The sequence below is a fragment of the Psychroserpens sp. genome, assembly GCF_036960315.1.
Lineage (GTDB): Bacteria > Bacteroidota > Bacteroidia > Flavobacteriales > Flavobacteriaceae > Psychroserpens.
The window spans coordinates 176511-189475 of the sequence record NZ_JBALVR010000001.1 but is presented as its reverse complement, the minus strand read 5'-3'; the positions used below and the strand labels follow the sequence as shown (position 1 = coordinate 189475).

Sequence of the window (12965 nt, the reverse complement as noted above, 5' to 3'; positions counted from 1 at the left end):
GTAAAATCTAGCTTAATTGATTTTAAGGCTTCAAAAATAGTATCTTTATAATTCAACACTTACTATGCAACTCACACCAAAACTTACCAATGTAGAAACATCGATTTTTACAGTCATGAGTGCATTGGCAAATGAGCACAATGCGATTAATTTATCACAAGGTTTTCCAAATTTCAAAAGTGATCAAAAACTGATTGATGCAGTTTCCAAAGCCATGAATTCTGGCTACAATCAATATGCGCCAATGGCAGGAAGTTTAGATTTACGACAAGCCATCGCCAAAAAATTTGAGTTATTATACAACACGTCTTATCATCCTGAAACCGAAATTACTGTTACTGCAGGTGCAACACAGGCCATTTTTACCATCATTTCAACCTTTGTAAAACCTAATGATGAAGTTATTATTTTCAAACCTGCATATGATTGCTATGAACCAGCGATAATGCTTAACGGAGGAAAACCAATTGCTATAGCACTCGAAGCACCTGACTATAAAATGGATTGGACACAGGTCGAACAAAGTATCAACAGCAAGACCAAACTCATCATCGTTAACACACCTCACAATCCGAGCGGAACAGTAATGAGTAAAGCCGATATGCTAAAACTTCAAGAGTTAACTAATGGGACAGATATCATCATATTAAGTGACGAAGTCTATGAGCATCTTATTTTTGATGGAGAGCAACATCAAAGTGTGTGTTTGTTTTCAGAATTGAAAAAACGGAGTTTTATTACAGCGTCCTTTGGAAAAACATTTCACAATACAGGTTGGAAAGTCGGTTATTGTTGCGCACCAACGGCACTCATGGAAGCTTTTAGAAATGTACATCAGTTTAATGTGTTTTCGGTACATCATCCTACGCAAAAAGGCTTAGCCGATTACTTAGCTGAACCTAAACATTACCTAGATTTGCCGGACTTTTATCAGGCTAAGAGAGATACCTTTTTAAACCTCATCAAAGATTCGAGATTTAAATTCACACCATCAAAAGGCACGTATTTTCAGGTATTGGATTTTTCTGAGATCACTTCGGAAACCGATGTCGATTTCGCAAAACGTCTTACCATAGAAAAAGGCCTTGCCTCCATTCCGTTGTCTGTATTTAATGATCATCAACGTGATGACAACGTGCTACGCTTTTGTTTTGCAAAAACGGATGACACACTAAAAAAGGCAGCAGATATACTAAACAGAATTTAGATATTTTAGATCATGCAAAACGAATTAAAAATAGCGCTTATACAATCGCCTTTGGTTTGGGAAAACCCAGAACAAAACCGGATTAATTTCACCGATACAATTTCAGCAATACAAGAACCTGTTGATCTTATTGTTCTTCCTGAAATGTTTACTTCGGGTTTTACAATGAATGCCGAACAGGTTGCCGAAACCATGTCTGGTGAAACCGTGTCTTGGATGCAACAATTAGCGAGACAAAGAGGTACGGCTATTACAGGTAGCCTAGTAATTACAGAAAACGACTCGTTTTACAATAGGTTATTGTTTGTGTTTCCGGATGGAAAAATCCTTCACTACGACAAAAAACACAGCTTCACTTTAGCTGGAGAACACAAAGTGTATCAAGCGGGAAAACACACTTTAATTGTCGATTATAAAGGTTGGAAAATTAAGCCATTGATTTGTTACGACTTACGCTTTCCTGTTTGGGCAAGAAACACCGAAGATTACGACGTATTGCTTTATGTTGCCAATTGGCCAAAGGTGAGAATTTCGGCTTGGGATACATTGTTACAAGCAAGAGCTATTGAAAATATGAGTTATTGTATTGGTGTCAATCGTGTTGGATTAGATGGAAACAACTATGAGTACTCTGGGCATTCTGCAGCCTATGATGTTTTAGGTAATCGATTAGATGACATTCCGTTTGGAAAAGAATTTGTAGACATCGTGACCTTAGATAAAGATCATATATCTAAATACAGAGAAAAGCTTGGCTTTTTAAACGACAGGGATCGTTTTAATCTAAAATAAACACCTCTTCTGGATAATCCCAACCTGCTCTGCCATCAATTAAACCTTTCGCGTAACTCACACGTTCGGCTTGTCGCTGCAATAAGAAGTTTCCAGAATCCCACTTTTGGTTGCCATTAGCATCAAAAACGACTTTTATGTAGTAATTCCCAGGTGTTAAATTTCTAAAATCAAACAAGCGTTCTTCTGTAGCAAACTGTTCGTATTTGACATCTCCTTTTTCATTGGTAAGCTGAACAATCACAGGATAAACGGCTTTTTCTAATCGGACTCTTATATTTGTATAATCAGCGTAGGTTTTTGTTCTCAAGTTGTAGTTGAGTGTATCGTTAACATTTCCGAAGAAATCCTCAAATGCTCCAGGTAACATCTGGATATTATATTTTTGTGATTCTTCCTTTTTAAACTTAAAGTTATAAGTGTTATCCAACTTGGCATATGAACTTTCAAAAGGCACATTAACCGAATCATTATCCAAAATTGTGATTTGTTGTACATTGATTTTTTCTAACGGAATACTTCCTGAAACGCCAAAATCATCACTAAAATTTAAGGTTCCAGAAGTATTGGCTTTTATAACCAAGGAGTCTTTATCAATAGTTCTAAATCTGTGTTTGAGGGTATCAATATAGGTTTTGTTTTTTACAACAAACTTCGCCGAATCCAATTCTATCTTAGGCTTGTACCAATATAAGAGCGTATCAGCTTTCTCCATTTTGGTGATTCTAGTTTTAAAACCTTCTGGTTTATCTCCTAAAAGTTCTATTTCCATCGACTTGTAATCCCCTTCATACGCAAAAGCAATTTTCTGACCTGCAACTTGCTTGGGTCTTTTGGCATCAAAATCGAGTTCTTCCTTAAATAGCTTTATAGTATATAAGGAATCTGTTGGTGCTGTTATAAAGTCTTCGTAAAATCCTATTTTATCTGAATCTTGCTGAAATGTAAAATTCCCGTTTTCATCCTTTAAAGCTACCAATTTATATGTTCCAGGTTTTATATTATCGATACTGAAGGTTGTTAAACTATCCAAAGTATTTGTGATATATTTTGGTCTTTCTTTAAAAACCGTAGAGTCTGTATACGTCGAATCTATTTCATACAACATCACTGAAACAAAGGCATCTGATTCTCGATTTTCGGCATCTAAAATTTGCCCTTTTACTGAAAGTGAATCGATATAGGCTCCTGTAGAAAACACATATTTATAATAATCGTATGGATTCCCTTCATTGTTATCAACGATACTTTGTCCGAAGTTAAAAGCATAAGTGGCATTATCTTCTAAAGTATCATTAATAGTAATTTTAATGTATTTGCTCGCGGTACCTAAAGGGGTAACCGATGGTTCAGGATCCATTGGAGGTGAGATAATGAGCTGTTTTTGAAGGTCTTTAATTTTAACGTACTCATCAAAATAAATTTTGATTTCCTTTCCTTTAAAATTCGTTGTGTAATTTTCTGGAATTGCTTTTATAATTTTAGGAGCTTCTTCGTCCAATGGTCCGCCAGATGGCCTTCCTCTATTAGCACAACTAGCTAAAAGTGCAATAACTGCTATTAAAACTAATCCTTGTAAAATGTTTTTATGCATTCTCGCTTCAAATTTCGACAAATTAACAACAAACCTCTTTATCCTCAAAACAATTAACGTCGTTTTAAGCTGTAATAGCCATCGTGGCCATACTTAAGGTAATCCCATTAATAAGTAATAACCTATTCGCACAATCTTCAATCGTGGCTCCAGTTGTAATAATATCATCAACTAAGAGAATATGTTTCTTCTCGAGAGAACTCCCGTTTATGATTTCAAAATTACTATGATCACTTAAATTTCGTTTTAATCGATCTTTAAATACTTGAGTTTTGGTATTGGTCGTTTTTACTAACACAGCCGTATTGTAATCTGCGTCCAAGGCTTTTGCTATAGCCTTACCAAATTCATCGACTTGGTTGTAACCTCTAGATTTGAGTTTTGATTTATGCAATGGCACAGGAATCACAACATCAACATTTAAATATCCATCTATATGCCTAAGTTCCTCACCTAGCCATTCCCCTAGAAATTGACCAATCTCTTCTTGTCCACGATATTTTAAGTTATGTATTAGTTGTTGAACAATCCCCTTTTTTGAAAAATATAAAAGCGCAGTAGCTTGTTCCAATTTTACTCTTCCGTAGAGCATTTTATGAACTGTATTATCCTTGTCACTATGAAAATTTGTTAATGGCAATTGATGTCTGCATGTTGTGCAAATATTTAATTCATTATCTGATAAATGGTTATTACATGCACTGCATAACTTTGGAAAAAATAAGTTTAACAAGTTTTTTATCATTTCAACGATTAAAATCAGTTATCAATAACATATTAATTAGTTTCGCAAGATAAAATAACGATATTAATAATGATAGTTAACCCTCAATCATTTAACTACAGATTAATAATTGGTTCTTTAATAGTTGCGGTCGCAGTTTTAACTGTTTACAGTTTTACGAGTTATAAATCCATTGTAGCGCACCAGAACTTTTTAGAACAAGAAAAGAAACTAGTTGAAAGTGAACTCTCCCAAATGATCACTCGCTATGATGACGTTTCGATTTCAAATGATCTGATTTCTTCCCAACTGGAAGACGCTAAAAAAAGAACCCAATTAACTTTGGATTCTCTTAGAATGCTCCGCAGTGAACTTTCTGTAATATCAAAATTCAAACAACAAGTATTCAGCTTAAAGTTTAAAAATAAAACTTTATTTAATGCCATTGATTCTTTAGATCAAGCAAATAAGGGTTTAGAAAGAGAAAAACTTTTGGCTTACAACGCATTAAGAAAGCAGAAACGCGAAAATTCTACATTATTAAAGGAAAACGAAAACCTAGAAAAGAGTCTTGAAAAAGGAGCTTTACTAACGGCAAACTCTTTTAAAGCTAGAGGTTATGAGAATTTCTTTGGTACTAAACGATCCAGCATTAAGGCAAAACGTGTACACAGTATAGAAGTTTGCTTTACACTTGCTGAAAATTCTTTAACTCGAGCGGGAGAAAAAGAATTATACATTCAAATCTTGAATCCAAGAAATAATGTCATTGCAGATAAAGGCGCTGTTACTTTTGGTGATTCGTCACTAATTTATAGTGCTAAACAAATGATAGATTATTCTAATCAAGTTGTCGAAGTTTGTATCGATGTTGATGCAGATATTGATGAGCAGCCTTTAGTTAATGGCACTTATTATATCTCTATTTTCCATAAAGACAGAAAACTTGGAAGCACCGAAGTGAAATTAAAATAACCTTAACGATATAAATTCTTAAAAACCGCTCTATTAATTGGAGCGGTTTTTTATTTTTGCAACATGGCAAACGACGATAAATTTAAAAAAGTAATCTCTCACGCAAAAGAGTATGGTTACGTGTTTCAGAGTAGTGAAATCTACGACGGACTTAGTGCAGTTTATGATTATGCGCAAAACGGAGCAGAGCTCAAGAAAAACATTCGTGACTACTGGTGGAAAGCCATGGTACAAATGAATGAAAATATTGTAGGTATCGATGCCGCTATTTTTATGCATCCTACAACATGGAAGGCTTCTGGTCACGTCGATGCATTTAGTGATCCCTTAATTGACAATAAGGATTCTAAAAAGCGTTATCGTGCTGATGTTTTAGTAGAAGACTATTGCGCTAAAATCGAAAACAAGATAGAAAAGGAAGTTAAAAAAGCTGAAAAACGCTTTGGTGACACTTTTAATAAAGAAGAATTTTTAAGTACCAACGGAAGAGTTGTTGGGTACCAAGAAAAGATTAATACGATTTTAAAACGATTAGGTCAATCTTTAGAAAAAGAAGACTTAGCCGATGTAAAAGCGCTAATCGAAGAATTGGAAATTGCAGATCCTTTATCAGGTTCTAGAAACTGGACAGATGTCAAGCAATTTAATTTGATGTTTGGAACTAAGTTAGGAGCAAGCGCAGAAAGCGCTATGGATTTATACTTACGTCCAGAAACAGCTCAAGGAATTTTCGTTAACTTTTTAAATGTTCAGAAATCGGGTCGTATGAAAATTCCGTTTGGAATTGCGCAAACAGGAAAAGCCTTTAGAAATGAAATTGTAGCTAGACAGTTTATTTTTAGAATGCGTGAGTTTGAACAAATGGAAATGCAATTCTTTATCAAACCAGGAACTCAAAAAGAATGGTTTGAATACTGGAAAGAAACCCGCATGAAATGGCATTTATCTCTCGGAATGAGCAACGATAATTATCGTTTCCATGACCATGAGAAATTGGCACATTACGCAGATGCTGCAACAGATATTGAATTTAAGTTTCCGTTCGGATTTAAAGAATTGGAAGGCATTCACTCTCGTACTGACTTTGATTTAAAACAGCACGAAGAATTCTCTGGTAAGAAATTGCAATATTTCGATCATGAAGACAATGCAAGTTATACACCTTACGTTTTAGAAACTTCTATTGGTTTGGATCGCATGTTCTTGGCTGTATTCTCTAATTCATTACAAGATGAAACTTTAGAAGATGGAAGCGTGAGAACTGTTTTAAAATTACCAGCCGTTTTAGCTCCAACAAAAGCAGCTGTGTTACCATTGGTTAAAAAAGATGGTTTACCAGAAATTGCTAAAGACATTATAGAAGAGTTGAAATGGGATTTCAATGTAGTTTATGATGAAAAGGATGCAGTAGGCAGACGTTACAGACGTCAAGATGCCAACGGAACACCATTTTGCATTACTGTAGATCATGATACCTTAAAAGATAACACAGTGACTATCCGTCATCGTGATACTATGGAACAGCAACGTGTGAAGATCGAAGATTTACGAGATATCATTAAAAAAGAAGTTGATGTAAAGTATTGGCTTCAAAAAATGAAATAAATCTGGATAAATATCATGCTGAACTTGGTTCAGTATCTCATAAAAACTCCCAAACTAATTAGTTTGGGAGTTTTCGTTTCGCATGTCTTCTATACTTAAAATTGATAGCCATAAGGTTCCGTATTAACAATCCTATTTTTAATGATCGTTTCCACCTTCACCTTCATTAAGTAACAGACTTGTTCCCTTAATTATAATTTGTTTGTTTTTTAATAGTTGAGGATTTAAAACTTCAACATTTACTTCTGTTCGTTTTCCAAGGTCCAATTTTACTTTTTCTAAATAAAATTCATCACCATGTTTTTCTTCCAACACCAAAACATAGGCTTCATCATCAACCTCAATAATCGCTTCAGTAGCTAAACCCATACCCTTTGTTCCAGAGATAATAATATCAGCTTCTACAAACATACCAATGATAAAATTTTCTTCGCCGTTATCTAGATGACCATGTACTTTTACACGTCTTGTTTGTTCATCAATCGTGGTGCCTACTAAATGAACTTCAGCTTCATATATATCTTCCGAAGCTTCCGGGGTTTTAAACAAGATTTTCTGGTCTTTCTTAACTTTCATGATATCCTTTTCAAAGACCGATAATTCTAAATGTATATGGTCTGTATCTACAATATCCATAATCACATCGCTTGCTGAGACATAACTGCCATTGCTCACATTTACCTTGGCCACATAACCATCAATTGAAGCATAAAGATTGATGGTAGATGAAACACGACCTTGTTCAACGTTAGTTGGATTAATATTAATCATTAATAGTTTTCTACGTAATCCATTATAGTGTGCTAGATTACTTTTATAAGCACTTTCAGCTTTTAGATAGTTTTTTTCTGAAGTAATTTGCTCATCAAAGAGTGTTTTTTGTCGGTTAAACTCAGACTTTAAGTAATTGATCTGCTCTGCAACTTCAAGATACTCTTGTTGTAGTTCTACAAACTCTGTATTTTCAAGTGTCACCAAAAGTTGTCCTTTCTTTACTTTGTCACCAACCAACAAAGGTGTTTTGGTAATATAACCTCCAATAAAGGTAGTAACACTAGATTTGTTATGTGGTGGCACATCAATTATTCCATTGACTTTTACTATGTCGTAAAAATCGAGTTCCTCCAGACTTCCGAAAGCCATTTTTTCGCCTTCAAATTGAGCTTTGGTAATGGTGATTTTGTTTGAAAATTCTTCAGTTTGAAAACTCTCATCTGCTTTTTTTTCTGAATTTTGGCAGGCCACTAGAACCATTGTAAATAATAGGATATATATATGTTTCATTGTTATAAGGTTAAATAATTGATTGTAATTACTGTTTGATTGTATTGATTAAGTTGCTCTAGATAATTCAACTGAATTTCTTTAGCAGTCTCTAAACTTTGGATATATTGAAAAAAGTCAATCTCACCTTCCTTAAAAGTGCGATTTGCTGTTTTTATAATTTCTTCAGAAAGCATTTTTCCTTGCGTTTTATAATAGCGAATACCTTCTTCATACCGCTGTAGCTTAGCCAAGAGTGATTTATATTCTGCGTTTAACTGATTCTCGTAACCCGTTTTCTGTTCTGCGATAATATCTTCAGAAATTTCTGATGCTTTTATTCTAGACCGTTGACCACTAAATAATAAAGGAATTTTTAATCCAAATTGATACCCACTAACAGTTTGATTTAGAGCTCTGTTTGTACCTTGAAAATATTCAGCACTTAAATCCGGCAGTAAACTCTGCTTCTCTAATTTGGTTTGCGCTTGCTGGTAATTTATGGACGCATCAAAAAAGGACAAACCTAAATGAGTATCTACCGATAAATTTTGAAGTTCTAATTTTTGAAGTTCAAAATATTGAATTGTTATAGAATCAACTTGAACCACTTTTTCGAGTTGGTATTTAGATAGGTTAACGTCTTGTAATGACTGTTCATATAAGGTTTCTAATTGTTTCTGTTTAGAACGAGCCGTAATCATTTCCAGATAATTGGTTTCACCCAATTCAAAACGTCTTTCCGCTTTTCTAGCAAAATCCTTATACAAGCTATCCAAATATTTATAAGCTAAAGCCTTATTTTTCGCATAGCTTAACTGATAGTAATTGGCATAAACATCTCTTTTGACTTTTAGCAATTGTAAGCTAAACTTAGCTTCTTGCAAACCTAATTTTGATTGGTTTAGTTTTTTTTCAGCAAAATAAACCGTCGGAAATTTAAAATCTTGCGACACACCAAAAACCTTGAGTGGTACATTATTTATCGCCAAATTATTCTCATCATACTGATAATAAATATTTGTTTTATCAAAATTAAAAGCACTACCAACCAATGCGCTAGATTTTTCGATTTTTAATAGTTCAGCTTTGAGATGCCCATTATTTTCAATCGCTAATGATAAGGTCTCTTCAACCGTCAATGGGCTATTTTGAGCATTTACACTAAAAGTCAATGCCAAAATAACAATAGTCATTATAGAGGTTTTATTCATTTTTAACTCTTTTTTATTTTCAAACCACGCATATAAAACAGGTAAGACGATTAAGGTTAAGAGCGTCGCAGTTATTAAACCTCCAATAACGACAGTTGCCAACGGTCGTTGGACCTCAGCACCTGCGTTTGTTGAAATCGCCATAGGCAAAAATCCCAAAGCTGCTGCAGAAGCAGTTAATAGCACAGGTCTCAAACGTTCGCTGGTTCCTTTTTTGATGCGCTCTTCTATGTTTGAAAAACCTTCTGCTTTAAGCTCTTTAAAATGTTCTATGAGTACAATTCCGTTTAGGACTGCAATCCCGAAGAGTGCAATAAAACCAACTCCTGCCGATATACTAAAAGGCAAATCCCTAACCCATAATAATAAAACGCCTCCTACTGCTGCAAGTGGAATAGCAGAATATACAATCAAGGCTTCTTTAACAGAATTAAATGCGAAATACAGCAGTAAAAATATGAGAATTAATGCAACTGGAACTGCCACCAATAATCGATCCTTAGCGCTTTGTAAATTTTCAAATTGTCCTCCATAGGTAATAGAATAACCCACTGGCAACTTGAGTTGATATTCTATAATTTGTTGTATATCATTAACTACAGATTGTAAATCTCGATTCCTCACATTAATCCCAACAACAATGCGTCGTTTAGTATCATCTCTAGAAATTTGTGCAGGACCTGTAGTATATTCAATTTCTGCCAGTTCACTCAAAGGAATTTTGTTCCCATAAGGTGTGTCAACATATAAATTTTTCAGGCTTTCCAGATTTTTTCGATTGCTTTCTTGTAATCGAATAACTAAATCAAAACGTTTTTCGCCTTCAAATACACTACCAACAGATTCTCCTGCAAAACCCATAGAAATTATCCGATTCAAATCAGAAATATTCATGCCATAGCGTGCAATTTTACTCCGATTGTATTTGACACTCATTTGTGGTAAACCTTCTACTTTTTCTACGGAAATATCTGCGGCACCTTCTACATCCTTGATTAATTCTTTGATTTCATTGGCTTTATTAGCTAAAACGGTTAGATCTTCACCAAAAATCTTAATCGCTACATCTGCCCTTACACCTGTCACCAATTCATTAAAACGCATTTCAATAGGCTGTGTGAATTCTACTTCCATGCCTGGAATTACAGACAAAGCTTCTTTAAATTTATCTGCCAGTTCATCTTTATTATCTGCGGAAGTCCATTCTTTTTTAGGTTTCAGCTTAATGATAACGTCACTTTCTTCCATAGACATCGGGTCTGTAGGTACTTCTGCTGCTCCAATTCGAGATACCACTTGATCAACTTCAGGAAAATCATCCAATAAAATTTGTTCTATACGAGTTGTGATACGAACTGTTTTTGCTAGTGACGTGCCTGTTTTTAGAACCGGTTGTATTACAAAATCGCCTTCATCAAGCGTAGGAACAAATTCGCCACCCATTCGGGTAAAAATCCAAACACTCATCGCTAATAAAATTGCAGAAAACAGAACAACCATTTTTTTATGGTCCAGTGACCAATTAATAACTGGTTGATAACGTTTATTCAAAAAGTTCATCAATCTAGAAGACACATTTTTACTTGATGCTTTACTAGCTCTCAAAAACAAGGAGGAAACTACTGGTACATAAGTCAAGCAAAGCAACATTGCTCCAATTAAAGCAAAACTAAATGTCATGGCCATAGGCTTAAACATTTTGCCTTCAATACCACTCAAAGACAGAATAGGTATAAAAACGATTAAGATGATTAATTGACCAAAAATGGCAGAATTCATCATTTTTGAAGCACTTTTAAGTGTAATATGGTCAATTTCTGCTTGTTTTTCGTGTTTATCGGTTGTTGAAATATGGGAGGTTTTGGACATAATTTGAAAGGCAATGAACTCCACAATAATGACAGCACCATCGATAATGATGCCGAAGTCAATGGCGCCTAAACTCATCAAATTAGCATCCACTCCAAAAAAGTTCATAAGAATAATGGCAAACAATAAACTTAAAGGAATAACCGAAGCAACGATTAATCCAGAGCGCCAATTCCCGAGTAAAAGAACGACCACAAAAATGACAATAAGAGATCCTAAAATCAAGTTTTCAGCAACAGTAAATGTTGTTTTAGCAATGAGTTCACTACGTTCTAAAAAACCATTAATGTAAACACCTTCGGGCAATGTACTTTGTATAAAGGCAACGCGTTCTTTTACGGTATCAATGATAGCTTTAGAGTTACCATCTTTGAGCATCATAATTTGACCTAAAACTTTTTCACCTTCGCCATTTCCTGTAATCGCTCCAAAACGTGTCGCGCTACCAAATCCAACATTTGCGACATCCTTAATAAAAATAGGTGTACCATCATTTTTTACAACTATGTTCTCAATATCTTCTAACGAGCTTACTAAACCCTCTCCACGAATAAAAAAGGCTTTGTCATTTTTTTCTATATAACCACCGCCAGCGACGCTATTATTTTTTTCTAATGCTTCGTATATTTCTGATATCGAAATGTTCATTGAAGCCAATTTACTTGGATTAATAGCGACTTCATATTGCTTTAAAAATCCTCCCCAAGTATTGACCTCAACTACACCTGGAATTCCTGACAGTTGACGTTTTACAATCCAATCCTGTATGGTTCGTAAATCGGTTGTAGTGTACTTATCTTCGTAACCAGGTTTTACATCTAAAATGTACTGGTAGATTTCACCTAAGCCAGTGGTAATTGGCCCCATTTTTGGTGTACCAAACCCTTCTGGAATTTGCTCTGAAGCTGATTTTATTTTTTCTGCAATGAGCTGCCTTGGAAGATAGGTTCCTAAATCGTCTTCAAAAACGATTGTGACTACAGACAATCCGAATTTTGAAACTGAACGTATCTCTTTAACTCCTGGTAAATTAGCCATTTCTAATTCAACAGGATACGTAATAAATTGCTCCACATCTTGTGTTGATAAATTTCGAGATGTGGTAATGACTTGTACTTGATTATTGGTAATATCTGGAACTGCACCAATTGAGATTTCGGTTAACGAGAAAATTCCGAAACCAACAATAAATGCTGTAAAAAGGAAAATAATCAGCTTATTTTTTAAGCTAAAATTAATAATGTATTCTAACATAATTCGATATAATTAAGAATTAATAATTCCACAAAAAATACTATATAATGCGGATTTTAAAAAAGCTTGAAAATGAATTATGCTAATTTTGGTGGTAGAAAAACAGTAGGTCTTTCAAATAAAGAAATTGATTCTTTGTAGAAAAAATTAAACGGGATCTCTATAAATGATTCGTAATTGAGATTGAATGTTATAATATCAAAGGTAAATGCTGCACTAGCATGGACGCAGGATTGGTGATTATGCTTAAAAGGCAAATCCTCATGTTCTTCATGATCATTACCATGGTCATCTTTCACATCACCATAGTGCTCTCCTAGGAACTGAAAAAAAGAATCTCCGTAGGTGTCTTGATGATATTCTGCATGTTCCAGCAAAACGCTGAATTTAGATATATCTTCAACTCCAATATTGAGGCTCTGAAAAAGCACCAATAAAGAAAATACTATGCCAAACACTTTTTGCATA

The 12965-nt window shown here is 34.5% G+C and carries 9 protein-coding genes; 4 read left to right on the top strand and 5 right to left on the bottom strand.

Annotated features, from left to right (window positions below; all coding sequences use genetic code 11):
- Positions 1–64: 64 nt before the first annotated feature.
- Together V7719_RS00800 and V7719_RS00795 are read left to right on the top strand one after the other, a co-directional pair.
- Positions 65–1207 carry a methionine aminotransferase gene (locus tag V7719_RS00800; protein ID WP_335727950.1) on the top strand — a complete coding sequence of 381 codons (1143 nt, stop codon included), beginning with the start codon at positions 65–67 and terminating at the stop codon, positions 1205–1207.
- A gap of 12 nt (positions 1208–1219) precedes the next feature.
- Positions 1220–1999: an amidohydrolase gene (locus V7719_RS00795; RefSeq protein ID WP_335727949.1), complete on the top strand. Its 780-nt coding sequence runs from the start codon at positions 1220–1222 to the stop codon at positions 1997–1999.
- Here the strand turns inward: V7719_RS00795 and V7719_RS00790 are convergent.
- Both V7719_RS00790 and V7719_RS00785 read right to left on the bottom strand, forming a co-directional pair.
- Positions 1986–3593 carry an Ig-like domain-containing protein gene (locus V7719_RS00790; RefSeq protein ID WP_335727948.1) on the bottom strand — a complete coding sequence of 536 codons (1608 nt, stop codon included), beginning with the start codon at positions 3591–3593 and terminating at the stop codon, positions 1986–1988. The two genes, V7719_RS00795 and V7719_RS00790, sit on opposite strands and share 14 nt — an antisense overlap.
- 64 nt (positions 3594–3657) lie before the next feature.
- Positions 3658–4338 (bottom strand): ComF family protein, encoded by a 681-nt coding sequence (locus tag V7719_RS00785; protein WP_335727947.1) that lies wholly within the window; start codon positions 4336–4338, stop codon positions 3658–3660.
- Between the two features lie 69 nt (positions 4339–4407).
- Between V7719_RS00785 and V7719_RS00780 the strand changes: the two genes are divergently transcribed.
- Both V7719_RS00780 and V7719_RS00775 read left to right on the top strand, forming a co-directional pair.
- Entirely contained in the window at positions 4408–5292 is an 885-nt protein-coding gene (locus V7719_RS00780; protein WP_335727946.1) for a hypothetical protein, read from the top strand.
- Between the two features lie 63 nt (positions 5293–5355).
- Positions 5356–6897, top strand: a complete 1542-nt coding sequence (locus tag V7719_RS00775) for a glycine--tRNA ligase (protein ID WP_335727945.1) — start codon at positions 5356–5358, stop codon at positions 6895–6897.
- 138 nt (positions 6898–7035) lie between these two features.
- Here the strand turns inward: V7719_RS00775 and V7719_RS00770 are convergent, their stop codons facing one another.
- The 3 genes from V7719_RS00770 to V7719_RS00760 form a co-directional block, all read right to left on the bottom strand.
- A complete protein-coding gene (locus tag V7719_RS00770; protein ID WP_335727944.1) occupies positions 7036–8181 on the bottom strand; it encodes an efflux RND transporter periplasmic adaptor subunit in 1146 nt (381 codons plus the stop codon).
- Between the two features lie 2 nt (positions 8182–8183).
- Positions 8184–12497: a CusA/CzcA family heavy metal efflux RND transporter gene (locus tag V7719_RS00765; RefSeq protein WP_335727943.1), complete on the bottom strand. Its 4314-nt coding sequence runs from the start codon at positions 12495–12497 to the stop codon at positions 8184–8186.
- Positions 12498–12574: 77 nt separating this feature from the next.
- Positions 12575–12964, bottom strand: a complete 390-nt coding sequence (locus tag V7719_RS00760) for a hypothetical protein (RefSeq protein ID WP_335727942.1) — start codon at positions 12962–12964, stop codon at positions 12575–12577.
- Between the last annotated feature and the right edge of the window lies 1 nt (position 12965).